Source organism: Methylomonas sp. (genome assembly GCF_023228165.1).
Lineage (GTDB): Bacteria > Pseudomonadota > Gammaproteobacteria > Methylococcales > Methylomonadaceae > Methylomonas.
This window is the reverse complement of record NZ_JALOBS010000031.1, coordinates 37,144-62,439: the sequence shown is the minus strand read 5'-3', so window position 1 is coordinate 62,439 and position 25,296 is coordinate 37,144. Positions and strand designations below refer to the sequence as shown.

The following is a 25,296-nucleotide window of genomic DNA, read 5'->3' as shown; positions in this document are numbered from 1 at the left end:
TACTAATTTCTTGCAATTATTGCTCGTCTTTTTATTTAATTATTTATTGTATTTCAATGCTTTAGATGTGAATTTATGGCTTTTCAGGGACGACTAAATCGTTCAAAATCTTGTCTCTCACCAATTGTCCGGAGAGCGTCACCATCGGCATTCCACCACCTGGATTGACGCTCCCTCCCACAAAATACACATTCGAGAATTCGCAGCTGCGTTGCGGCGCTTTAAAGCCCAGGTTTTTCCATCGGTCCGTCACCACGCCGTAAATTGAACCCAAGGTGGAGTAATACTTGGCTTGGATGTCGAGCGGTGTCCAGTATTCCTCGCTAATGATGTGTTTGCGCAAATTCGTCAAGCCCATGCGTTCCAGTTTGACTAACACCCGCTCGCGCAGGGCCCAATAGTCGTCGGCAGTTAATGGTTTGTCGGGATCGATATGCGGTATGTGGGGCAGTATTTTGATAATCTCGCTACCTGCTGGTGCCTGGCTGGGGTCGGTTTTGCACGGTGCGACCAGATAGATGGTTGGGTCGTCGGACAGGCGATGGCTTTTGAATACCGCATCGAAATGCTCCCGAGGATGGTCGGAGTAAAAGAAATTGTGATGCGCCAGTTGCGGATAAATCGTATCCACACCCAGATGCAGTACCAGTCCCGAGCAACTGGGCTCGAAGCGCTGCATTTTTTTCAGTACGCCGGCCGGGCTGTGCAGTAGTGTTTGCATGGCTGGAATCACTTCCATGTTCGAGACCACGATGTCGGCCGGCAAGACTTCGCCATTTTGCAATAACACGCCAGTGGCGAGGGTATCTTGGGTTTGAATTTCGCTGACCTCGCTGTTCAAACGTATCTTGACGCCCAGTTCCAAGGCCAGTTTTTCCATGGCTTGCGCCATGCCGTACATGCCGCCTTTGACATACCACAGGCCGTATTGGTACTGAATATAAGGCATCAAATTCATCAGGGCCGGCGCAGCGTAGGGCGAGGAGCCGACGTATTTGATGAAGTAATTCAGGATGTCGACCAATTTGGGATTGGAAATGAACCGCCGCACGCCCTGATCCATGTTGCGGAAGACATCGAAATTCAGGCTGCGTATGGGGCCGTAAAATTTCAGCAATTCCCAAAAAGTATCCAAACCATTAGCGAAATAACCGGCTTCGGTTTCATGGCCGAGTTTTCGGGAATAGGCCATGAAGCGTTCGAATTCCGCGAAGGTGTCGGGGCCGAGTTTGTCCAGCTCCCGGCGCTGATTGCCGGCGTCTTCGCATAAATCGATGACGGTGCCGTCTTCGAAGAAATTGCGCCAATGCGGCTCGACTTTTTCGATGCCGACATAATCCGCCATGTTTTTGCCTACCCGGCTGAATAATGCTTCGAAAATATGCGGCATGGTCAGAATAGATGGCCCTAAATCGAAGGTAAAGCCGTCTTTAGTCATGATGTTGAGTTTGCCGCCGACTTTGTCGTTCTTTTCCAGTAAGTCCACCTTAAAACCTTCGGAGGCCAGCGCAATGGCCGCGGAAAGGCCGCCCAAGCCGGCGCCGATCACGACAATGTTTTTGTTATTTTTCTTCATCAATAATCCCGTTTCCATGACAACAGTAATTTCAGGTTTTGCCAGCGTTGACTTAAATCGAACGCCGAATATTCTTTAAACGCTTCCAGGGCTGGCCAGTTGCGTTTGATGCGTTGCAGCAGCGAACCGGAACCATAGACAAAATCGATATAGCCTGTGAAGTGCCGATAACGCTGTTCGGAATAGGGAAACCAGTTCGGTTCCTTGGGCAAGTGGCTGCGGCTGGTGAGGCCGGACACCGGATAACTAAACTGTCGCAAGCCTTCCGCGCCATGGTAGCGACCGAAACCGCTTTTTTTGACGCCGCCGAACGGTAGGCCGGGATGGCCGACGTTTTTTAACACATCGTTAATCACCCAGTTACCGACTTGCAAGCGGGCGGTGAGGCGCTCGGCTTTGGTGATATCGTTGCTCCAGATGCTGGCGTTCAAGCCCAAATCGCTGTCGTTGGCCAGCTGTAAGGCTTGCTGTTCATCGTCAAAAGCCATGACCGGCAACAAGGGGCCGAAGGTTTCTTCGCGCATGACGCGCATGCCGTGATTAACATGCCACAGCAAAACAGGTTTGACATAGTTGCCTGCCCGTTCCAGTGGGCCGGAGGCCTGCGCGCCTTGGGCGATAGCATCGTCATAATGCGCTTTTACAATCTCAAATTGCCTGTCGCTAACCATGGCACCCAAATCGCCGTGTTCGCCGTGACCAACCTGTAATTTTGCGACACCCTGTTGCAGCTGTGCTAAGAACTCGTCGAAACAACTCTGCTGCACATACAAACGTTCCACCGAAATACAGGCCTGACCGCTGTTGCAGAAGCCGCCGTATAAAGCCGCATCTGCTGCACGTTGCAGGTCGGCGTCCGCAAACACCAGCATAGGGTCCTTGCCGCCCAATTCCAGCAATACCGGAATGGGGTGTTGCGCAGCGCGCTGCATGACGGCGCGGCCGGTTGTCAGTCCGCCGGTGAAAAATAGCAAATCGGGGCCTGCATCAATCAGCTCTGCGCCCATGGCGCCCTCGCCGACGACCGATTGCACCAAATTCGGAGGCAAATCCAGTTGCCCAAAAAGATCGGCAATTAATTGGCTGATGGGCAGGCTTAATTCGGAGGTTTTAAAGATCGCCGCATTACCGGCGTAAAGCGCGGTTAACAAGGGGGCCATGGTCAGTTGAAACGGATAATTCCACGGCGAGACGATAGCGACTACCCCATAGGGGCGGCGCTCGATGCTGGCGGTGGCGCCAGGGAAAGCAAACGGCGAAGTAACCACGCCTTGGCGGCGCAAAATCGAGTCGGCATGTTTTTGATAAAATCTGGCTAAATCCAGAATGGGATAAAGCTCGCCTAGTAGGGCTTCGGTGCGAACTTTGCCGGTGCTTTTGACGATTAAGTAGCAAATTGAATCCAGCTCGGCAAGCAGCAGCGGCGTTAATTTTCCGAGAATGACGGCTCGGGATTTCACCGAAACCTTTGCCCAGCTATCCGCTGCGTCGCGAGCAACTTGCATTTGTTGCCGAATGCTCTCCGAGGAACTGACGGCAAACTCGCCCAAAAGCGCACCATCGATTGGCGAAACGGCTCGAATAAACTTCATATTCAGGTTTTGGCTTTTTTCAGCCAGCTGCTGTGCGAGAGATCTTTAAACGGCACCCGGTGCTTTTTTGAAATTAAATTCGAAGAAATGCGCGCGGATTCATAAATGGTTGGTAAGCCGCTACCGGGGTGGGTGCCGCCGCCCACCAGATAACAATTCTCCAGTTCCTCGAAGCGGTTATGCGGTCGCCAGTACAGCATCTGGCTGAATTTATGCGACAGGCTGAAGGTGGCGCCTTTGTAAACGTGTTCGTCACTTTCCCAGGTTTGCGGGGTAATGATTTTTTCGCATTCGATATGTTCGCGGATGTCGTTTAAGCCCAAACGAGCGCCCAGCGTATCCAATACTTGTTCACGTACTTCTCTGCAATGCGCCTGCCAGTCCAGGCCGCTATCGTTGTTTGGCATCGGTACCAATACATACAGCGCCGACTTGCCGGTCGGAGCTAAATCGGCATCGCTGGCGCAGGCATTTTGCACGTAAAACGAAAAGTCGTCGGTCAGGGTTTTATGGCTGAATATGTTGCGGATGTTGGTGGTGTAATCCTTGGCAAATACGATGGTGTGGTGGGCTAAATCGTAGAGTTTGTCCAATCCAAGATACAACATGAAGGTGGAACAGGAATATTCCAGCTTTTCCAGGCCTGCACGATTGTATTTACTCAGTGTGCCATCCGGGACTAAATGACGCATGGCGTGGGCAAAATCGGCATTAACGATGGTTTCGTCACTGCGTATTTCAAGGCCATTTAGTAGTTTTACGCCTTTGACGCTGCCATTTTCGACCAGCAAACTATCGATTTCGCTGTTGGTATGGATTTCGCCGCCGTTTTCTTTAATGACATCGGCCATGGCTTGGGCAATGCGATTCAAGCCGCCGGCGATATGATAGATGCCGTAATCATGCTCCAGATAAGGCAGCATGGTAAACAAGGCGGGACAATCCCACGGCGACATACCCAGATATTTAGATTGAAAACAAAACGCCAGACGCATTTTTTCCTGATTGAAGTACTGGCCGAGGTTGTTGAAGACGCTTTTCGGGAACGCCAGCCAAGGCAAAGCCTTAATCAAGTCCCAGGACAGAAACGAAGCAAGTGAGGAATAATCTCGAGTTATGCATGGATATAAGGCATTGAAGCGGCTGCGTTCGTTTTCGATGAAACGTTCGTAGCCCTCCTCGCCTTCGTCGAACACCCGGTTCAGTTCCGCGCGCATATTTTCCCGATCGGAAAACACCGTCAATTCGCGGTCGGCGTACACCAATTTGTACATGGGGTTAAGGGGCATGAAGCGCAAATAGTCTTCGCTGCGCCGTTCGCATAAGGCAAACATTTCATCCAGCACGCCTTTCATCAACAAAAAAGTAGGGCCGGTATCGAAAGTAAAGCCATGCATGCGTATGGCGCGATTGCGGCCGCCGACTTCCGGGTTTTTGTCGAAAATGGTGACTTTGAAGCCGCGCTGGCTGAGTAACATGCCGGCGCAAAGTCCACCCGGGCCGGCGCCGACGATAATAATATGTTTGGATTGGGGCATGAGTTTAAGCGATCCGTTGACGTGCCTAAGCGTTGATGGAGTTGGATACTGTACCAGTTAATCTATGAAAACCGAGAATCGAAGTCCGCTTAAATTGGGAGATATCTTAAGCCTTAAGGTTTGCAAACGCCGGCTTTACAAGTATTGCCGCCAAATCGGCCGCCTAAACGAATCCTGTGGCGGGCGAATAATGCATATAGCCAATCGAATGACTGTCTCAGCAACGGCCACCCGGTCGGCGCAAACAGCCAACCCAAGCCTACCGCCTGATAGCAGGCTCGAAATACCGGCATGCCTTGGATAAGTCGGCCGTCAGGATAAATCCCATGAATCTCCGCCATCAATTCGGTTAGGGTTTTGTCAAAACGGGCAGCATCAAAATCCGCAGCATGAATGTCCTGAAAACACAATTTGTGCCGGGTGTTTTTCCAGCGCAGCCAAGCCACTTCTTTTCGGCAGATGGGACAATTGCCATCGTAAAGCAAAGTAAATTCGGGCTGATTGAGCATGGAGGCTATTTCCTGATCGCTTGGTAGCCGGTAAGTTTGCCGTGATAAAGCAAAAATGCCAGTTTAGCGGCTTGGGCTGGCTTAATCATGAATTTAGTGTGAAGATTCCACTTTTTTGTTTGGGTATTTAGATTGACGATGTCCGCCATCTCTCGCTACGGCCACAGTACCAACCTGATTGGTATCGCCACCTCCTACATGGCTAGCCCGCTATTCAATGACAATCCGCAGGCTTTGCGCATAGCCGGCACCCGGGAAGCCGCGGCCGGATTATTTGATAAATTGGCCCAACAGCCTGATTTGGCTGCCTGCGGACAGGTATTTCAGGATTACATGTGTGTGGTATTCGGTTTTGAGGCCGAGCAGCGTCTGGGCGTGGATAAACAAGGCCGACGGCGTTTTCGCAGTAGTTATTTACGCCTGATTCAAGATTGGGGGCTGGATTCCAACAATGCCCAGGGGGCGGTATTTAAAGGCTGGGTGGAAAGCCGCTTCGGCTTGTTTCCCAATTTTCATAAGCAACCGCTGGATAGTTTTAGGGGTAAAAACTGGCTGGTTTACATCGAAGAAAAGATGAACAGCCGCTATCACAATAACTGTATTTTTATGCAGCTGGATCTGCTGTATGAATATTGCCAGTGGGTGATAGCGCGTTTTCAGATACCGGCGGCCCGGCATAAAACCTTGTATCGCGGGGTTAATACGCTGGATGATTGCAGTCTCGTGGCGGATGAGGACAAAACCCAAAAACTAGTGCGTTTTAACAGTCTGGTGTCCTTTACCGACCGGCGTAGCATTGCCAGCGAATTTGGTGCCTATATTCTGCAGGTGCAAGTGCCGGTGGTGAAACTGATTTTTTTTAACGAATTGCTGCCTCACCATGCTTTGCACGGCGAGGCCGAATATTTGGCGATAGGCGGTGATTACCGGGTCAAGGTGCAGCGTTAAGCGAGGCGATGGAATGGAACGGCAATTGTTAAATCGGGCGCTGGGTGCTTACCTGGGATTCGCTTGCGGCGATGCACTGGGTGCGACGGTGGAGTTTATGTCACCCAGGCAAATCCAAAAGCGCCATGGCGTGCACACGGAAATTATCGGCGGCGGTTGGTTGGGACTGGAAGCCGGGCAGGTTACCGACGATAGCCAAATGTCCATGGCTGTCGGCGAGGCGATTCTCGAGCAGCAGGGTTGGAATTTAACGGCAGTTGCCGATAAATTTGTCGCCTGGCTGGCAAGCAATCCGCCGGATATCGGCAATACCTGCCGGCGCGGTATTCTGCGCTATCGTGATAGTGGAATTTTGCAAGGCGAACCGCGAGCCGATGAGGCCGGCAATGGCGCTTGCATGCGTAATCTGCCGGTAGTGCTGGCGACGCTTTTCAATCCGGTTAGCTTTGAAGCATGGACATTACAACAAGCCCGACTCACCCATCACCATCCGTTATCCGATGCGGCGACGCTGGCTTTAGGCCGCATGGCGGGCAGGCTGATCAAGGGGGACCCGGTGGCGGACTGCAAGCTGGAAATCGACGCGCTAATCGGTCAATTCGGCGAATTCGCCTATCAGCCATATCCGGGCAAGGCCAGCGGCTATATCGTCGATACTCTGCAGACGGTGCTGCATTATTTTTTTAATAGCGGTGATTTTGAGTCGTGTCTGATCGGCACGGTTAACCGGGGCGGAGATGCCGATACCACCGGGGCATTGGCTGGGATGCTGGCGGGTGCGGCATACGGATTGGAGCAAATTCCGCAGCGTTGGCTGGCGCGCTTGGAACCGCCGGTTGCGGAACAGCTCAAGCGGCAGACACTGGGGTTGATCGAGTATGCCGTCAATACAAGTGGTTAGCCTTTGGCTTTGAGACTTGGTATCTAAAATCCAGCGATATGCCGGTAATGATGTAAAAACCGATACGCCATTCGACGGCTTCCGCCGGCGCGGTCTGTCCTGGCGATATAGCAAATAGGGTGGGTCTAAATGGAGTAAACGAATGGGGTGTCGGTAACTATGCGCTATAAAAGCCCTGCTAATGCCGTCACCAAAAGCACCGAAATAAAATCCATTCCAAATTACTGGCTTTTTCGTCGATAATAGTCGGCTTTGTAAACGACCTTGAGCATGTTCCGCCAGTCATGAAGCTGGAAAAAATCAAACTTTCGGGTTTCAAATCCTTTGTCGATCCCACCAGCATACCGATTAGCGGCAATTTAACCGCCATTGTCGGTCCGAACGGTTGCGGCAAATCCAATATCATCGACGCGGTGCGTTGGGTGATGGGGGAAAGTTCCGCCAAACATTTGCGTGGCGGCAATATGGCCGATGTGATTTTCAACGGGTCTTCGGGACGCAAGCCGGTCAGCATGGCCTCCGTGGAGTTGGTGTTCGACAACAGCGAGGGCAAGGCCGGCGGCGAATACGCCCAATACGCCACCATTTCCATTAAACGTCAAGTCAGTCGGGACGGCCAATCCCTGTTCATGTTGAACGGCTCCAAATGTCGGCGTAAAGACATTACCGACCTGTTCTTGGGTACCGGCTTGGGTTCGCGCAGCTATGCCATCATTGAACAGGGTACGATATCCCGAATGGTGGAGGCCAAGCCGGAAGATTTGCGGGTGCATATAGAGGAAGCGGCCGGCATTTCCAAATACAAGGAGCGCCGGTCGGAAACCGAAACCCGCATGCGCCACACCCGCGAAAATCTGGAGCGCCTGGACGATTTGCGCGACGAAGTGGAAAAACAGATCAAAAATCTGGCCAAGCAGGCGGAAAAGGCCGAGAAATATACCGAACTCAAAAAACAGGAACGCCAGTACAAACAAGAGTTGCTGGCCATGCGCTGGCAAAACTTTCAACAGCATGCCCAGCAATTGGAAGCTAAACTGCAAGGTATTGCCGCCGAACACAATCGTTTGTTCGTATTGTTGCGCGATACCGAAAAAACCATGGAACTGAAACGCGGCGAGCAAAAGGTCCAGCAGCAGCAACTGGATAGTACTCAGGCCGACTATTATGCGGTGGTGGGCGAAGTAAGCCGGCTGGAGCAGGCCATCAAGCACAGCGAAAAAAGCCATGAAGAAACCCTGCTTGAAATCAAGCGCTTGAAACAGCAAGCGGAACAGGCGCAAACCGAATGCGAACTGGACCGGCAGCAGCTGGAAGAAATTCGCCAGACTTTAATGGAAGCCGAGGAGACTTTAATAGTCGCCACTGAACGCGAGGAAGATCTGCTGGGTATACAGCAGGATGCGCAGTTGCAAAAGCAACAATGGCAGCAGCAATGGGAAGCTTTTTTGGCGGAAAACGCCGGTTATCGGGAGCAAGCCGAGGTGCAGCGTACCAAGCTGATTCAGCTGGAAAACCAAAACCGGCAACTGCAAACCCGACTGGATAAAGTGCAAAGCGAGCGCGGCGGTTTGGCCGATGCCCAATTGCAATTCGAACTGGAAGTCCTGGAACGCGGCATCGAGCTGATCGAAGCCGAACGCGCTCAGCTGCAGCAGCAGTTAGATGAGGTATTGCAGCGTATTGTCGGTTTGCGTCCGGAAATTAAGCTGCTGCATGACCAGTTGCATGAGCGCCGTGCGCAATTACAAAAAGTCAACGGTAAAATCAGTTCCTTGGAATTACTGCAGCAACACGCCATGGGTAAGGATAAAAAAGACCTTACGGCCTGGCTGGAGCAAGTCGGCTTGGAGCAACAGCCGCGTCTGGCCGAATTTCTGGAAGCGGAAGAAGGTTGGGAAACTGGCCTGGAAACAGTATTGGGCAGTTATCTGGAAGCGATTTGCGTCGACAATGCCGATAGTATCCTCTCTGAGCTGCAGGAACTCAGCAAGCAATCGTTAATTGTGTTTGAAACGCATCCAGCCGATGCCGGCGCAGGAACGGAAGCGGTCAAGTTGGTCAGCAAACTGCGCAGCCGGTGGGATTTGTCCAGTCTGTTAAGCGGGATTTATTGCGCCGAGACGCTGCCGCAAGCGCGGCAAATGACCTTGCTGGCGCATGAGTCGGTGGTATTGGCGGATGGTACTTGGTTGGGTAAGGATTGGATCAAAATTAGCCGCGGCAGCGACAGCAAGGCCGGCGTGCTGCACCGGGAAAAGGAGCTGCGCGAATTGAAACAGTTGCAGGCTGAATTACAGATGGCGATTGGCGAAGACGAACAGCAATTGGCGGATAGCGAACAGGCATTAAAAACCGCCGAAGCCAATCGCGAGCAGTACCAGCGCCAAGAAAAATTATTGAGCGCCGAATATTCCGCCAAAAGCGCCGAATATAGCGCCCAGTCCGCGCGTTTCGAGCAGCAAAAACGTCGGATGGAACAGCTGGATCATGAGATCGAGGAAATCAGCCAGCAGCTGGCCGAAAATGCCGAAAGCATTTCCGAAGCCGAAATGGTCAAGCTGGATGCCGAACTGGCTTTGGGCGAATTAGCCGATAAAAAAATGCAACTGGAGCAATTGAACCAGCAAATTCAGTCGCAACAGCAGGATACCGATGCCTCGGTGGACGAAGCGCGCCGGCACTTGCAGCGCCTGCATGCGCAAATCGAGTCGTTAAAAGCCTCGGAGGGTTTGACGGCCAAGCAAATCGAGCGTTTGCAAATTCAGCATCGACAGTCGGCCGACCGTATTACGGAACTGGAAAATAAATTGGAATTCAGTCTGTCGCCGCTAGATGACGAGAAAATACTGCTGGAGCAGTTGCTGGAGAAAAAGCAAGCCTTTGAAGCCGGGTTGGCGGCCGAACGACTGGCACAGCAGGTCAGCGAACAAAGCGTCAGTCAGCTGGCGGAGCTTTATGCGAAGACTCAGCGCGACCTGGAGCAACAAAAAGAAGCCTTGGACAAGGTACGTTTCGAGCAGCAGGACAGCCGGGTACGCCAGCAAACCGTCGCCGAGCAGTTAAGCGAAGTGGATGCCGATCCGCAGCAGATTTTGGCGAAGCTGCGGGCTGACGCCAAGGAACCGCTATGGAAAAACCGACTGGATGAGTTGACCGAGCAGATTGAAAGGCTGGGGTCCATCAATTTGACCGCGATCGAGGAATTTAAAACGCAATCCGAGCGAATGAGGTTTTTGAGCGAGCAGCATGGTGATTTGATGGAGGCGTTAAACTCTTTGGATCAGGCTATTAGCAAAATCGATAAGGAAAGCCGGCAGCGTTTTAAGGAAACCTTTGACAAAATCAATAACGGCTTACAGGAAAAATTTCCGCGTTTGTTCGGCGGTGGGCAGGCGTATTTGGAACTCACCGAGCAAGATGTGCTGGAAGCTGGCGTCAATATCATTGCTCGTCCGCCGGGCAAGCGCAACAGCTCTATCCATTTGTTGTCGGGTGGCGAAAAGGCCTTGACCGCCGTGGCTTTGGTGTTTTCTATTTTTGAATTGAATCCGGCGCCGTTTTGTTTGCTGGACGAAGTGGATGCGCCATTGGATGATGCCAACGTGGTGCGGTTTTCCAAAATGGTGGAGGACATGTCCGCCAGCGTACAGTTTTTATATATTTCACATAACAAAGTCACAATGGAAATTGCAAAACATTTGGCAGGTGTTACCATGAGAGAGCCTGGGGTGTCCAGAATGGTGGCGGTCGATATTGAAGAAGCAGTGAGCATGGCGGAAAGCTAATGGATAAAGAATTATTAAGAGTCGTGATTATTTTGATCGGCATGCTGGTAATGATCGGCATGCTGTTATGGCATTTCTTTAAAACGCTGCGCGAACGGCGCGAAGCCGGCGATTATTTCGATGATTCCGAATACAGCGATCGGCTGGTCGATGACTTTGAAGTCGACGATGGCGACGATGAAATGGATATTTTTCCGCTGCACGATGTGGTCGACGGCGATGCCTTACTCGATGACGAATCCATCAATCCGGCCCATAAAGAACCCGTCAAACAAGATGTGGTGAAAGGTCAACCCAAAACCGCATTGCCGGCGCTGATCGAATTCAGCCTAGTTGCCCGCGCCGATGAAGGTTTCAATGGTGAAGACTTGTTCGACGCCTTTGAGCGCGTCGGTCTGGAATACGGTAGCGTAAAGGTGTTTGAACGGATCGATAAAAACCGCCTGGTGGATTTTGCCGTTGCTAGCATGATTGATCCCGGTACTTTTCCCGATACCCATCTGGATGAATTTTATTGCCCGGGTATCGTATTTTATATGCAGCCCCGCGAGGTAGATAAGCCTCTAGCGGTGTTCGACGACTTTATCGAAACCATTGATGCATTGGCAATGGAGCTCGACGGCGTGGTCTGGGACAATCAAAGACAGCCCTTAACCGCCGAAACCATCGCCCAATTCCGGCAAATGCTGGCCTGATAGTAAACCGTTCTCTACCTGGCGAGGGCGGTCTGCCCTCTTTTCAAGTTAACATTAGTAGTTAGTAAGTGGATCAAAAACATATTAGAAATTTCTCTATCATCGCCCATATCGATCATGGTAAATCGACATTGGCGGATCGGTTCATTCAAATTTGCGGGGGATTAAGTGCTAGAGAGATGGAAGCCCAGGTTTTAGATTCCATGGATCTGGAACGCGAACGGGGTATTACTATCAAGGCGCAAAGCGTCACCCTCGATTACAAAGCCAGCGACGGCGAAGTCTATCAACTCAATTTTATCGATACGCCAGGCCACGTGGACTTTTCCTATGAGGTTTCACGCTCATTGGCGGCTTGCGAAGGCGCTTTGCTGGTGGTCGATGCGGCCCAAGGCGTGGAAGCGCAGAGCGTGGCCAATTGCTATACCGCCATCGAACAAGGTCTGGAAGTCGTGCCGGTTTTAAATAAGATCGACTTGCCGTCCGCGGAACCGGAGCGGGTGATGGCGGAAATCGAGGATGTGATAGGCATTCCCGCGGACGAAGCGCTAAAAATCAGCGCCAAGACCGGTGTTGGCGTGGAATTGGTGTTGGATCAACTGATTCGGAAAATTCCGCCACCGCAGGGTGATCAGAATCTACCGTTGCAGGCCTTGATTATCGACTCCTGGTTCGATAATTATCTGGGCGTGGTGTCCTTGGTGCGCATCGTTAACGGTGGCTTACGTAAAAAACAAAAGATAACCGTCATGTCGACCGGAAAGTCGTTTCTGGTTGAAAAGCTGGGTGTTTATACTCCGAAATCATTCGAAAAACAGAGTTTAAACACCGGTGAAGTCGGTTTTATGGTGGCTGGCATCAAGGATATTTTCGGCGCGCCGGTGGGCGATACCATCACTGCCACCGATAATCCGGCCGCATCCGCCTTGCCTGGATTCGAAAAAGTACAGCCGCGGGTGTTTGCCGGTTTGTATCCGGTCAGTTCCGACGATTTCGGCGACATGCGTGAAGCGCTGGATAAACTCAGGTTAAACGATTCGGCCTTGAATTACGAGGCTGAAACGTCTCAGGCCTTGGGGTTCGGTTTCCGCTGCGGTTTCCTGGGGATGTTGCATATGGAAATCGTTCAGGAACGTCTGGAACGTGAATATGATATCGATCTGATTACCACGGCACCCACGGTAGTCTACGAAGTGGAAACCCATGGCGGCGAAGTGGTTATGGTGGATAATCCGGCCAAGCTGCCCGATGCTGGTACTATCGTGGAGATCCGCGAGCCCATCATTCTGGCGAATATACTGGTGCCGCAGACCTATTTGGGCAATGTCATCAACCTGTGTATCGAAAAACGCGGCGTGCAGAAAAACATGCAATATGTCGGTGCCCAGGTCTCGCTGAGTTACGAGTTGCCGATGAGTGAAGTGGTGCTGGATTTTTTTGACCGCTTGAAATCGGTTAGTCGCGGTTATGCGTCGTTCGATTACGAATTCTTGCGTTTCGATCCGTCCCCGCTGGTCAAGCTGGATGTGTTGATCAATGGCGATAAAGTCGACGCTTTGTCGATTATCGTGCATCGGGACTTGAGTCAGAACCGTGGTCGAGATTTGGTCGAGAAAATGAAAGACCTGATTCCGCGACAGATGTATGAGGTGGCGATTCAAGCGGCGATCGGCTCAAAAGTGATTGCCCGTTCAACCGTAAAAGCCATGCGCAAAAATGTCACGGCCAAGTGTTATGGTGGCGATATTACCCGTAAGAAAAAGCTGTTGGAAAAGCAAAAGGCGGGTAAAAAACGTATGAAACAGGTGGGTAGTATTGAGATTCCGCAGGAAGCGTTTCTGGCGGTGTTGCAGGTTAATAAAGAATAACGGCAGTAAAACTTATGGATTACGATTTTTCTTTTTTTCTGGTGATGGCCACTTTTGTGACCGGTATCGTCTGGGGCGGCTATTGTTTGTATTTAAAATATGCGCATCAGCCTTATTCGATCGACAAGGAACCGTTGTTGGTGGAATATGCGCGCTCGTTCTTTCCGGTTGTGTTCATTGTTTTATTACTGCGGTCGTTTCTGGTGGAGCCGTTTCGGATTCCGTCCGGTTCCATGATGCCGACTTTATTGGTGGGCGACTTTATTTTGGTCAATAAATTTACCTATGGCGTGCGCCTGCCGGTGTTGAACGATAAAGTCATCGAAATGGGAGAGCCGGAACGAGGCGATATCGTGGTGTTTCGTTTTCCGAAACAGCCGACCGTGGATTACATCAAACGAGTGATTGGCCTGCCTGGCGACCGGGTCGCCTATTTTGACAAGAAACTGTATGTTAACGGCCAGCCGATTGCGCAGACTTCGCTTGGCCGCTATCAAGGAGTAGGCCAGGGTATGAATATGACTGGAGCTGAACGTCTGGAAGAGGATTTGACCGGCGTTAAGCATTCGATTTTGATTAGCCCCGGCGTGCCTACCGTCGAAGATGTATTTGTGGTGCCGCAAGGCCAATATTTTGTGATGGGCGATAACCGGGATAACAGTAACGACAGCCGATATTGGGGTACCGTGCCGGAAGCCAATTTAGTGGGTAAGGCCTTTTTCATCTGGATGAATTGGGACTTGCAAAATAAGGGCATTGCTTTTGATCGAATCGGCACTATTCTGGAATGAACCAATTAAATTGAAGCGGGAGACCGGTATGCAAGTTTCACCTTATAAACAACAAGGCTTAACCTTTATTTCATTGGTTTTGTTGTTGGGGCTGATTGCGTTTTTTACCATGCTGGTGCTGAAAATCGGCCCTATCTATTTTAATCACAGTAAAGTGGTTAATGCGTTGGACGCGGTGGAGAATACCACCGACATTACCAGCAAATCCAGGGCTGAAATTTTGAATAGCTTGTTGAAACGCTTCGATATGAATTATGTCGACTACGTAACTGGAGACGACGTTAAAATTATAGCTCAGCCGGGTTACGTCAAAGTGGACATCGATTACGAGCGGGTTGAACACATGGTGGGTAATTTAAGTGTGTTGGTTGAGTTTCATGAAGGATTTGAAGCTGGTGGCAGGTGATTAAAAAACCGGAAGAACTGGCCAGAAAGCTGGGGCTAACGTTTAGTCAGCCCCAATTGTTTAAGACCGCATTAACCCACCGTAGCGCAGGAGCCAAAAATAACGAACGACTTGAATATCTCGGCGACTCGGTCTTGGGGTTTGTGGTGGCGGAAAGGTTGTACTCGCAATTTCCAAGTGTGGGCGAAGGTGTATTGAGCCGTTTGCGGGCCAGTCTGGTTAATCAAACCTCCTTGGCCGAATTAGCCCGGCAGCATAATTTGGGCGATTATTTAATTCTGGGTTCCGGAGAGTTGAAAAGCGGTGGTTTTCGGCGTGATTCGATTTTGTCGGATGCCCTGGAAGCCATTATGGGCGCCATATTGCTTGATAGTGGGGTGGATGTTTGCAGGCAATGGATTCTGAATTTGTTCGCCGAAAAATTCGCGGAGATCAAGCTGGACACCTGGAACAAAGACCCTAAGACCCGTTTGCAGGAGCTGATGCAGGCCCGGAAAAAGGAACTGCCCGTTTACGAATTGGTCAGCATGTCTGGTGCAGACCATGCGCAAACGTTCGAGGTCAAATGCCGGGTGCCGATTACTGCCGAAACCACCCAGGGTGTTGGGATTTCCCGTAAAAAAGCGGAGCAGGCCGCCGCGGAAAGCATGTTAATTTTTCTAGAAGATCAGGACTAATGAATTGCGGATATGTCGCATTAATCGGTAGGCCGAATGTCGGCAAATCGACTTTGATGAACCATTTGCTAGGCCAAAAGCTTAGTATTACCTCCAGAAAACCTCAAACCACCCGGCATCGCATCCGGGGTATCAAAACCAGCGAAGCTGGCCAGGCAATCTTCATGGATACGCCTGGTATGCATAGTGATGAAAAAAAGGTATTGAACCGCTACTTGAATAAAACCGCCGATAGCACCTTGTTGGGGGTGGATGTGGTGGTGTGGGTATTGGATGGATTGTATTGGCATGAATATGACGAGCGGATTTTCAAAAAGCTGGAGGCCGCTGGACTGCCGGTGATTTTGGTTATCAACAAGGTTGATAAAATTAAGGATAGACAAGCAGTGATGGCCTTTTTTGCTGAAGCCAAACAGAAGTATCCTTTCGAGCAAATCGTGCCGGTTTCGGCTTTAAAAAATACCAACCTGGATGTGCTGGAACAGCACATCATGGCTTTGTTACCTGAAGGCGAGTTGATTTATCCCGAAGACCAAATCACCGACCGGCCGGAGCGCTTTTTTGCGGCGGAAATCGTACGGGAAAAGCTTACGCGCCGTTTGGGGGATGAATTGCCCTATGCAATGACAGTGGAAATAGAGTTGTACGAAGAGCATCCCGGAATTTGTAAAATCTATGCCAATATCTGGGTGGAGCGCAGCAGCCAAAAAAGCATCGTGATCGGTAAACAAGGCGAGATGCTGAAAAAAATCGGAACGGAAGCCCGTCTGGATATCGAAAAACTGATCGGTCAAAAAGTCTTTCTGCAGTTGTGGGTAAAAGTGAAAAAAGGTTGGTCGGATAACGAGCGTGCTCTGCAAGGTTTAGGCTTTATCGATACCGAATAAGCCATGAGCGAATCCGCTGTCTACCTGCAGCCGGCATTCATTTTACAGCACCGGCCATATCGCGAAACCAGCCGGTTGTTGGAGGTTTACACGCGCGATTTCGGCATCGTTTCAGTCTTGGCCAAAGGTGTGCGTCAGCAAAAGTCAAAACTGGCCGGCATGTTATTGCCCTTCAGCTTATTGCATATCTCCTATCTGGATAAAAGCGAGCTAAAAATTCTCACCCAGACGGAATTTGTCTGTAATTACGCATTGCAGCGGCTCGCCTTGTATTGCGGTTTTTATCTCAATGAGTTGTTGCAACGGTTTTTGTTTCGAAATGATCCACATCCGGAACTATTCGCCGGTTACCAGGCTTGTCTGGGCGAATTGCGCGAGGGCTTGAATATCGAGCAGGCATTACGTTATTTTGAACTGGAAGTGCTGGAGGCATGCGGCTATGCCGTGGATTTGGTCGTCGATCACCGGGATCAAGAGGTTGATAGGCTGAGTCGTTACAGTTTTAAGGCTAATGTTGGCTTGGTCGAAGACGGCGAAGGTTGTATTAGCGGTGCCAGTCTGCGGATGCTGAGTGTCAAGACGCAATTACAGGGGGCCGCGCTGCTGGAGGCAAAACAGTTTTTACGAGCGATGCTGGACGTGCATTTGCAAGGCAAACCATTGCAAAGTCGTGAAGTGCTGGCAAAGATGATTAAATATTTGTAGACGAAAGACGAAAGACGAAAGACGAAAGACGAAAGACGAAAGACGAAAGACGAAAGACGAAAGACGAAAGACGAAAGACGAAAGACGAAAGACGAAAGAGCGGGTTGACATTAAATAACCGCGTATACACACAGAAACAGGTATGGAAAAACAAATTATTTTATTAGGCGTAAATATTGACCATGTCGCAACCCTGCGCCAGGCCAGGGGAACCCGTTATCCAGAGCCTATCCAGGCTGCATTGGTGGCTGAACAGGCCGGGGCCGATAGCATTACCGCGCATTTGCGGGAGGACAGGCGTCATATACAGGATAGGGATATTTTTCTATTAAAGGATATGCTGCACAGTAAGTTGAATCTGGAAATGGCGGTTACTGACGCCATGATCGAAATTGCCCTGCAAGTCAAGCCGCAGGCTTGTTGTTTGGTGCCGGAGCGTCGGGAGGAATTAACCACCGAAGGCGGTTTGGATGTGCTGGCCGCGCCGTGGAAAATGCAGGATGCCTGTCGGGCTTTGGCGGCTGCGGGCGTGGAAGTGTCATTATTTATCGATCCTGAACTTGCGCAAATTGATGCCGCTGTAAAAGTCGGTGCGCCGGTGATTGAATTGCATACCGGTCGCTATGCGGATGCGAGAACCTCGGCGGAGCAAAAACTGGAGCTGCAACGTATTCAACAAGCGGCGGATTATGCTTTTCAGGCGGGTTTGCAAGTCAACGCCGGGCATGGTTTAAATATCCACAATGTGGCCGCGATATGCCGGATTATGCCTGTCGTGGAATTAAATATAGGGCATTCCATTATTGCTCAAGCGGTATTCTCGGGGTTGGCGCAAGCGGTGCGCGACCTGAAGCAGGTGATGCGGGAAGCGCGTTTGCACGGTTAAGCGTATGCAGACGGCATTGGAGTTCTATCAATTATCATCGGTGGGCGACCGGGAGATCAACCAGGATTGCATGGCGCATAGGGTGTGCGCCGACTACGCAGTATTTGTGGTGGCGGACGGTTTGGGGGGGCACCAGGCCGGTGAGAAAGCTTCGCGGTATTTTTGCAAAGGCTTGATCGAACAAGCCCAACCTTATCAGGGCCGTATTATTCAGCAGCCCGAGCAGGGTGTGCGGGAATGGATAGCTGCAGCGGTTAACCGAATGCGGGAGTTATTCGATGGCGATTCCTTCGCGTCCGATGCGCATACAACTTGCGCCATTTTGTATCTGGATGATAAGCGCATCATTACTGCCCATTGTGGCGATTCCCGGATTTATCGTCTTAATCCTTCGCAAGTTCTCTGGCGCACTAAAGACCATTCCTTTACGCAACGGCTATTTGACGAAGGTGAAATCAGCGAATGGGAGATGGGCATACATCCGGAACAAAATAAACTGACCCGCAGTATAAATGTGCTAAGCACACCTAGCGTGGATATTAGGGTATTTCCCGCCATGCGCTCGGGAGAGACCTTTATTCTGTGTAGTGATGGCTTTTGGGAATGCATAAAAGAACAGGAGTTTTTGCAGTTGTCCCAGCCGGCCAGCGGCAAAGACGAACTTAAAAAAATGGCGCAAATGACCATTTTGCGGGCGCAGGGTAAAAGCGATAACTGTACGGTGCAGTGGGTGAGGAAACGCTAGGGTTTTATGAAAAGTTGCGGAGATGTTGTCTCCGCAACCAGAAGAAACGCTTAATGAGTTGCCAAGCCGTGTTTTTGGATACGGTACAGCAGGGTGTCTCTGGAGATGCCTAACAGTCGGGCGGATTTGCTGCGATTGCCATTGGTGCGGGCCAGGGCTTGATGGATCATGTTGGCTTCAAGCGCATCCAGTTGTAAGCCTGTTTCCGGCAATCTGAAGTCGGTTGCCGTGGTGGTTGTGGCGTTGCTGCTTTCTTTGCCGTGAGTGAATTCATGCGGCAAATTCTCCGGTTCGATCACTCTGCCGGCCAACAAAATACTCAGGCGTTCGCACAAATTGCGTAATTCGCGCACGTTGCCCGGCCATTTATGCGTCTTGAGTGCTTTAAGAGCATGTTTGCTAAAAGTAGGCGATTGCAGCGAATGGGCTTCGGAAAAGTGGGCGAAAAAATGTTTAGCCAAAATTTCGATATCTTCACTGCGTTCATGCAAGGCGGGTAATTCCAGCGGAACGACATTTAAGCGAAAATATAAGTCGCGGCGGAATTCACCCGATTCGATTTGTTTTTCCAGGTCGGAGTTAGTGGCTGCAATTACTCGAACGTTAACCCGATAAGGCTTGGTGCTGCCGACTGGCAGGCATTCGCCGGATTCTAAAAAACGTAGCAGCTTGGATTGAATGGTTAACGGTAGAGAGTTGATCTCGTCCAAAAACAGGGTGCCACCGTCCGCTGCTTGAAACAAGCCTTGTTTGTCTGAAGTGGCGCCGGTAAATGCACCCTTTTTATGGCCGAAAATCTCGGATTCCACCAGTCCTTCCGGTAATGCGGCACAGTTAAGTACAATGAAGGGTTTGTTGGCTCTGGGGCTATCCTTTTGAATGGCGCTTGCTAGGACTTCCTTTCCAGTGCCGGTTTCTCCTTTGATTAGCACGGTTACATCGGTTGCAGCAACCATACGGGCACTACGAATCAATGCTTCCAGAGCAGGGGATTGACCAATAATAGAACTGAAATTATCCACTGTAAAAACCTCTCAAAACGTCAGATGTGTTCAACACGCATCGGGTTAAGCCACGGGAATACGGCTAGTAAGGCAAAGATAATAAATAGTATGCCCACTACTTGCTTGAAGCGCCTAGCTTTGGAAAGCCTGGCTAATAATGAGGTCATTATACCGACTCCAACCACGGCAGGTAAAGTACCCAATCCAAATGACAGCATGGTCATGGAGCTGTGCACGACATTACCGGTGGTTGCCGCCAAGGCCAGTGCGGTATAAATCAGGCCGCACGGCAGCCAGCCCCAGATCATGCCGAATAGAATGGCCTGGGTGCGGGTTTTAACCGGGATTAACTTACGCCCAAAGGGTTCTATCAGTTTCCAGAAGCGCGAGCCTATTTTTTCGATATAAGCGAAACGAGGAAACCAGCCGCCGATATAAAGGCCGGCGCTGGCCATAATGGCGCCCGATGCCAGTTGTAAAATACGGTGAGCTTGGCCCTCCGTGAAGGGCAGGCTGAGAAAGCCGACGACCGCGCCGGCTATGGCATAACTGGCAATGCGGCCCAAGTTGTAGCTGAGAACGATGCTGAACAAGATCCGCTTGTTGTTTCTCAATTCCTGACTCAGGCTGTACGTTAACGTGCCTATAATTGAGCCGCACATGCCTATACAATGTAGGCTGCTGAACAAGCCAATAAAAAACGCGGCAAGATAGGAGGCATTGAAGTCTAAATAAAGGTGCATAACCAGAAATACTCAAAATAAAGGGCGGTAGCCGGGTCCGATTATAAACGGATAATCGCCTTAAGGAGTGCTAATGGTTGTTGAGAGGGATTGAGGCGATAAATTTTCGCAGCACACCCGGTTCCGGCCCTGTTTTTTGGCGCGATACAATGCGTCATCGGCTGCTTGCATCAAACCGCTAAAATGATCGGTGGTGTTGGCAATGATAGTACTAACCCCGACGGAAACGGTCACATACGGGAATTCGCTGTCGTGGGCGTGGTGGATCTTCAGATTTTCCACGGCAAGCCGGTATTGCTCGGCACGCATGACGGCACCCATGTTATCGGTGTTCGGCAACAGAACGGCAAATTCCTCGCCGCCCAGTCGCGCAACTAAGTCTTCAGTGCGCTGAGTATGAGTGACAAAGGCATGTGCCACCTTTCTTAAGCATTCATCTCCCACCGGATGGCCGTATTGATCGTTAAACATTTTGAAGTTATCAATATCGAAGATTATCAGCGAAAGCGGGCTGGCGATGCGTTTGGCCTGATTGAATTGTCTCTCCAGCGCCGAGTCGAAAGCACGCCGATTCGGGATTTCGGTTAAGCCATCCAGCGAGGCCAATTTTTCCAACAGATCGGTTTTGGCTTTTAATTGTATTTGGGTTCTGACGCGTGCCAGCACAATGGCCGGCGAAAAGGGTTTGGTGATGTAATCGCAGCCGCCAATTTTAAATCCCTCAACCTCGTCGGCTTCGGAGCGTTTGGCGGTTAGAAAAATTACCGGGATATTACGCGTGCCGTCGTCCGATTTCAGTTGGTGGCATATGTCGTAGCCGTTAATATCGTCCAGAATGATATCCAGCAAAATCAAGTCAGGCTTTTGGCTGCGCGCGATACGCAAAGCCAGTTGGCCGCTCGGCGCCACTTTTACCGAGTAGTGTGGCTCGAGGATATTTTTAATCAGATCGAGATTTTCCGGGCTATCGTCGACTGCGAGAATGGTGTGATCGGATTTATTTTCCATACCTATCGTTCCGGGAAATCTATGAGGGTTTTTACTGCTAAAGCGGCTTTATCAAATTGATATTGGGCTATTTGTTTGCGGATTGATGCCAATGCGCCAATGAGCGATTGATCTTTAATACCGGACCAAATGAAATCCAATTGTTGATCGGCATCCGAATCAAAGTTTTGCAATTTATTAAGCAAAATACGTAACTGATGTTGGGTTTCGAGCTTTGAAAATCCCTGGTTCTGTTTAAAGTCCGGCTCAAGAGTGGGGATAGTGCTTTGTATGCTATTGATAATGCGGTTAAGTTCTTGAGTGGCCATGCTAATAAGTTTACTCACGGCAGCTGTATTCTGAATGTTAGCGCCCTGCTCTGCAAGTGATTCCTCTAACCTTTGTAAATGTCCTTGTAATGAGGTGGCGCCCAAGGAGCCGGCTAGGCCTTTGAGTGTGTGGACAAATTGCCTGGCAGTGGGGGTGTTTTTTGCTGTCAGAGCCAGTGATATCTCGGTCATGCTATTAGCATGGTTTTCCGCGAATTTTTGTAAAATTTTCCGATAAACGACTTTGTCGCCCGCTGTATGTTGTAGACCTAATTGACTGTCTATGCCGTACAGGAAAGGAATGTCCTCGCTAGTGGCGAGGGAGTCCGTGGCGTGGACCTCGTCACTCTGTTTGGGTTTTATCCACTTGGTTAAAACAGCGTATAAGGTTCCCGGCAGAATTGGTTTGCCGATAAAGTCATCCATGCCGGCTTTCAGACATTTATCGCGATCGACATTCATGACGTTGGCGGTCATGGCGATGACCGGTAATTTCGCGCAATCGGCTTGTTTGCGAAGATTCCGGGTGGTTTCATACCCATCCATTACCGGCATCTGCACATCCATCAAAACGCAGTCATATTGAGTTTGTTTGAGCTTCAACAGGGCGATTTCACCGTTTTCAGCGGTATCTACCTGCAAATGGGCTGAGTCAATAATTCGATGGCGACAATGCGATTGACTTCGTTGTCTTCGACCAATAGGATTCGGGCGCCACGAATCCGCTGTAACTGGCGAGTATCGATATCGGGGCGCTGGCGTGGTTGGCGTAATAACTCAATGTCCGTTAAGCCCAAGGTGACCGTAAAACTAAAGCAGGAACCTACATGCTCCCGGCTCTTGACGCTTATCGAGCCGCCCATTTGTTCCACCAATTGTTTACTAATCACCAAACCCAAACCGGTGCCTCCGTATGTGCGAGTCACGCTGCTGTCGCCCTGGCTGAAGGCCTTGAATAATCGTGTTTGTTGCTGTTCAGTCATGCCGATACCGGTGTCGGTGATGCCAAATTCAAAGGTAGTATGTTCGTTTGTACGTTGGAGTTCTGTGAATGAGACTTCAATTTGCCCGCGTTCGGTGAATTTGATGGCATTCCCAATCAAATTGATCAACACTTGTCGTAAACGTTGCGGATCGCCTACCACGGCATGATGGTGCTGGTCGATCCGAGGCCTGATCAACTTGAGCTGCTTGCGGCGGCATAAATCAGCCATGGTTGAAAAAACTTGGTCCAGCATCTCTTCCAGAATGAAAGGTGCCGCTTCAAGGTGCAGTTTGCCGGATTCCATTTTTGAAAAATCCAGAATATCGTTTATCAAGTTGGTCAAGCCGTGAGCCGCGGTTTCGACGCGCTCCAGATAATCGCGTTGTTTGGAGGTGATATCGCTGTTCAAACACAGTTCTACCAATCCGACGATGGCGTTCATCGGGGTGCGAATCTCATGACTCATGTTGGCGAGAAATTCGGATTTTACTTGAGTGGCTTTCTCGGCTTCCTGCTTGGCTTCCAACAGGCTTTGTTCGGTTTTAAGGCGTTCGGTGATGTCCTGCATCGTGCCCTGAATACCGTTGGCGCGATGCCGATCGTCACGAATCACTTTGCCGCGTTGATGAACATGGCGGATTTCGCCATTATTTAACACGATGCGGTGCTTGAAATCGACGATGTCATTATTGTGGGTATTTTGGAGCGCGGTTTTGAAAATATTTCTATCGTCGGGGTGCACTAATTGGGTCAGAAAGCTGGCAAAAGACGGAATGAAGCTGCTCCTGTGAGTGCCGGTAATACGATACATTTCCTCGGACCAACTAAAGTGGTTGTCTGACCAATGCCATTGCCAATCGCCTATATGGGAAATATTTTGTGCGTCGACCAAGCGTTGTTTTTGAATTTCCAGCGCCCGGATGGCTTGGCTGCGATCCAGTTCGGAGGTGATTTGGGCGGCAAACAATTTCAGTATGTCTTCGGCAAATTGCAGGTCGGGAATGGGATGGCGATAAAGGGCCACCACATATCCGCAAACCCGGTGGCGATCGTTTTGTAACGGTATGCCTATAAAGCCCTGGATGCCGTGGTTGACCAGCCATTTGTCCTCCGAGAAATAGCGGTAAACCTCCTGTTTATAGTTGCAGATCGCGCCCGCCGACAGATGTGCGCAAACGCTGGCGTGCATGACGTATGGAATGGGGCGGTCGGATTTATTCAAGGCACAAAATGACAAGGTTTTGCAGATACCGTCGGTAGTCATTTCTCCGATTAAGGTGTAATCGGCCGCCAATGTCTCCGCGGCCAACAGGGAGAAATTATCTAATATGGCGTCAGTAGAGTTCTCCAGGGAGCCGGAGATAATGTTGCGGATAGCACTGTTTTGCTGGCGTTGGCGAGTGATATCCGTCACCAAACCTTGGTAACCGATGACTTGCCCATGATCATCGCGGCTGATGACTTTATGGTCTTGTACCCATTTAACGGCGCCGGCACTGGTAATGATGCGATAAGGCTGATGAACAATATCCGAACATTCTGGATTGTTACGGCAGTTTTCAATTTCCGCGCGGAATGCAGCTGCATCATCCGGATGGACCAAACTCAGATAGGGCACTTTGTCGGCCACCAGACGCACGTCGGTACAATCCAATAATTGCATGACATTGTCAGTGGCAAATTCGATGGGTAATCCTTCGCTACAACGCCATTTCAAAACCACGGAAGGGCTTTGGCTAATCACCTGATAAGCGGCTTGCAGGTTTTGTTCGAATTGTTTGCGGGCGGTGATGTTTTGGTGCGTGCCGCATAAGCGGGTGGGTTGACCCGTGACAGGATCTTGTTCCACGACCGATCCCGAACCTTGTATCCATACCCAATGGCCGTCTTTGTGCCGCATGCGAAACTCAACCACATAGGGTGATCCCGAGGCTATGTGCGCCAAAAGCATCTGCCGAACCCGGTTTTGATCCTCGGGATGAAGTCTATGCTCCCAGTCGTGAATATGGTGATCCAGTTCATCTTGTTGTAAACCCAGTATGTCCAGCCAACGTTGATTAACCTCGTGTTTGCCGGTGACATATTCCCAGTCCCAAAAACCCAGTCCCGCACCGTCGATAACCAAGGCCAGTTGTTGCTCGGTTTTTTTGCGGGCCGTGATATCAATATGCAATTGCAGTAATTGATCCGGAGCGCCGGCAGGTAGGCCGCTTAGGGAAATTTGCTGCCAACGCTGCAAAGGGAAGGCAAAATCGGTGGCGGCCAATTCCTGGCCAGCGGCTATGTGCTGGCAGAGCTGGCAGTCTTGTCCGGAGCATTGCGGGGGGTGAAATAAATCATGTACTGGTTGATTAATAAGGCTGGCGGGCGTCTTGTCGAGTAATTGGGCGGCCGCATGATTGGCGTCGCGAATGATACCTTGCCGGTCAACCACCAAGGCCGGTTGCGGTAAGCGGGAAAAGCAAATACCGGTTTGGAGATTTGGCGCGGCAGTCTGGCGGAAAAAACCGATTATCCCCCAGATAAGACAAATGAATCCTATTGCCGAAAGGGTAAGTTGCAGCCAAATAACAGGGGGTATGCCGATAAAATACTGGAAAGCGCTAACACTCATTGCCGCGGCAAACAGAATCGCCGCGGTAATTAACGGTAAAGTTGGGCGAGCGGCGCGGCGCGGCGCGTATTCTGGCGTCATCATTTTCCTGGTTTGAAATCCCTAGCCAATGTTACCTTTCTGCC

At 50.5% G+C, this 25,296-nt stretch carries 21 protein-coding genes; 12 read left to right on the top strand and 9 right to left on the bottom strand.

Going from position 1 to position 25,296, the window contains the following annotated elements:
* Window positions 1-73: 73 nt before the first annotated feature.
* The 4 genes from crtI (M0R33_RS19320) to M0R33_RS19305 all read right to left on the bottom strand — a co-directional run bounded on the left by crtI (M0R33_RS19320) (window position 74) and on the right by M0R33_RS19305 (window position 5,215).
* Window positions 74-1,576 carry a phytoene desaturase family protein gene (crtI, locus tag M0R33_RS19320; protein WP_292573238.1) on the bottom strand — a complete coding sequence of 501 codons (1,503 nt, stop codon included), beginning with the start codon at window positions 1,574-1,576 and terminating at the stop codon, window positions 74-76.
* A complete protein-coding gene (locus M0R33_RS19315) occupies window positions 1,576-3,168 on the bottom strand; it encodes an aldehyde dehydrogenase family protein (protein WP_292573235.1) in 1,593 nt (530 codons plus the stop codon). The genes crtI (M0R33_RS19320) and M0R33_RS19315 overlap by 1 nt, the downstream gene beginning before the upstream one ends.
* Window positions 3,169-3,170: 2 nt before the next feature.
* Window positions 3,171-4,706, bottom strand: a complete 1,536-nt coding sequence (gene crtI / locus M0R33_RS19310; RefSeq protein ID WP_292573232.1) for a phytoene desaturase family protein — start codon at window positions 4,704-4,706, stop codon at window positions 3,171-3,173.
* A 113-nt stretch (window positions 4,707-4,819) separates the two neighbouring features.
* Window positions 4,820-5,215 carry a DUF393 domain-containing protein gene (locus M0R33_RS19305; protein WP_292573230.1) on the bottom strand — a complete coding sequence of 132 codons (396 nt, stop codon included), beginning with the start codon at window positions 5,213-5,215 and terminating at the stop codon, window positions 4,820-4,822.
* Between the two features lie 138 nt (window positions 5,216-5,353).
* Between M0R33_RS19305 and M0R33_RS19300 the strand changes: the two genes are divergently transcribed.
* The 12 genes from M0R33_RS19300 to M0R33_RS19245 all read left to right on the top strand — a co-directional run bounded on the left by M0R33_RS19300 (window position 5,354) and on the right by M0R33_RS19245 (window position 18,509).
* On the top strand, window positions 5,354-6,163 hold the full coding sequence (locus M0R33_RS19300; RefSeq protein ID WP_292573227.1) for an NAD(+)--dinitrogen-reductase ADP-D-ribosyltransferase: 810 nt from the start codon (window positions 5,354-5,356) through the stop codon (window positions 6,161-6,163).
* A gap of 13 nt (window positions 6,164-6,176) precedes the next feature.
* Entirely contained in the window at window positions 6,177-7,064 is an 888-nt protein-coding gene (gene draG / locus M0R33_RS19295; protein ID WP_292573224.1) for an ADP-ribosyl-[dinitrogen reductase] hydrolase, read from the top strand.
* A gap of 284 nt (window positions 7,065-7,348) precedes the next feature.
* Window positions 7,349-10,849: a chromosome segregation protein SMC gene (gene smc, locus M0R33_RS19290; RefSeq protein ID WP_292573221.1), complete on the top strand. Its 3,501-nt coding sequence runs from the start codon at window positions 7,349-7,351 to the stop codon at window positions 10,847-10,849.
* On the top strand, window positions 10,849-11,544 hold the full coding sequence (locus M0R33_RS19285; protein WP_292573218.1) for a cell division protein ZipA C-terminal FtsZ-binding domain-containing protein: 696 nt from the start codon (window positions 10,849-10,851) through the stop codon (window positions 11,542-11,544). The genes smc and M0R33_RS19285 overlap by 1 nt, the downstream gene beginning before the upstream one ends.
* Before the next feature lie 68 nt (window positions 11,545-11,612).
* Window positions 11,613-13,412, top strand: coding sequence for a translation elongation factor 4 (gene lepA, locus M0R33_RS19280; protein WP_292573215.1), 1,800 nt, complete (start codon window positions 11,613-11,615; stop codon window positions 13,410-13,412).
* A 14-nt stretch (window positions 13,413-13,426) separates the two neighbouring features.
* Window positions 13,427-14,203 (top strand): signal peptidase I, encoded by a 777-nt coding sequence (gene lepB / locus M0R33_RS19275; protein ID WP_292573213.1) that lies wholly within the window; start codon window positions 13,427-13,429, stop codon window positions 14,201-14,203.
* A gap of 28 nt (window positions 14,204-14,231) precedes the next feature.
* The gene (locus M0R33_RS19270; RefSeq protein ID WP_292573210.1) at window positions 14,232-14,609 is read left to right on the top strand and encodes a DUF4845 domain-containing protein; all 378 of its coding nucleotides are present in this window, start codon (window positions 14,232-14,234) and stop codon (window positions 14,607-14,609) included.
* Window positions 14,606-15,286 (top strand): ribonuclease III, encoded by a 681-nt coding sequence (gene rnc / locus M0R33_RS19265; RefSeq protein ID WP_292573207.1) that lies wholly within the window; start codon window positions 14,606-14,608, stop codon window positions 15,284-15,286. Before M0R33_RS19270 ends, rnc begins: the two co-directional genes overlap by 4 nt.
* On the top strand, window positions 15,286-16,173 hold the full coding sequence (gene era / locus M0R33_RS19260; protein ID WP_292573204.1) for a GTPase Era: 888 nt from the start codon (window positions 15,286-15,288) through the stop codon (window positions 16,171-16,173). Before rnc ends, era begins: the two co-directional genes overlap by 1 nt.
* Before the next feature lie 3 nt (window positions 16,174-16,176).
* Window positions 16,177-16,878, top strand: a complete 702-nt coding sequence (gene recO / locus M0R33_RS19255) for a DNA repair protein RecO (protein ID WP_292573202.1) — start codon at window positions 16,177-16,179, stop codon at window positions 16,876-16,878.
* 142 nt (window positions 16,879-17,020) lie between these two features.
* On the top strand, window positions 17,021-17,764 hold the full coding sequence (pdxJ, locus tag M0R33_RS19250; protein WP_292573199.1) for a pyridoxine 5'-phosphate synthase: 744 nt from the start codon (window positions 17,021-17,023) through the stop codon (window positions 17,762-17,764).
* Window positions 17,765-17,768: 4 nt separating this feature from the next.
* Complete coding sequence (locus tag M0R33_RS19245; RefSeq protein WP_292573197.1) at window positions 17,769-18,509, top strand: PP2C family serine/threonine-protein phosphatase; 741 nt, start codon at window positions 17,769-17,771, stop codon at window positions 18,507-18,509.
* 50 nt (window positions 18,510-18,559) lie between these two features.
* Here the strand turns inward: M0R33_RS19245 and M0R33_RS19240 are convergent, their stop codons facing one another.
* Genes M0R33_RS19240 through M0R33_RS19220 form a run of 5 tightly spaced genes read right to left on the bottom strand, consistent with a single transcriptional unit; the run spans window position 18,560 to window position 25,252 of the window.
* On the bottom strand, window positions 18,560-19,531 hold the full coding sequence (locus tag M0R33_RS19240) for a sigma-54 dependent transcriptional regulator (RefSeq protein WP_292573194.1): 972 nt from the start codon (window positions 19,529-19,531) through the stop codon (window positions 18,560-18,562).
* Between the two features lie 20 nt (window positions 19,532-19,551).
* Window positions 19,552-20,256 carry a sulfite exporter TauE/SafE family protein gene (locus M0R33_RS19235; RefSeq protein ID WP_292573191.1) on the bottom strand — a complete coding sequence of 235 codons (705 nt, stop codon included), beginning with the start codon at window positions 20,254-20,256 and terminating at the stop codon, window positions 19,552-19,554.
* A gap of 60 nt (window positions 20,257-20,316) precedes the next feature.
* Window positions 20,317-21,264, bottom strand: a complete 948-nt coding sequence (locus tag M0R33_RS19230) for a diguanylate cyclase (protein ID WP_292573188.1) — start codon at window positions 21,262-21,264, stop codon at window positions 20,317-20,319.
* A 2-nt stretch (window positions 21,265-21,266) separates the two neighbouring features.
* The gene (locus tag M0R33_RS19225; RefSeq protein WP_292573185.1) at window positions 21,267-22,214 is read right to left on the bottom strand and encodes a response regulator; all 948 of its coding nucleotides are present in this window, start codon (window positions 22,212-22,214) and stop codon (window positions 21,267-21,269) included.
* The gene (locus M0R33_RS19220; protein ID WP_292573183.1) at window positions 22,205-25,252 is read right to left on the bottom strand and encodes a PAS domain-containing protein; all 3,048 of its coding nucleotides are present in this window, start codon (window positions 25,250-25,252) and stop codon (window positions 22,205-22,207) included. The genes M0R33_RS19225 and M0R33_RS19220 overlap by 10 nt, the downstream gene beginning before the upstream one ends.
* Window positions 25,253-25,296: the final 44 nt, after the last annotated feature.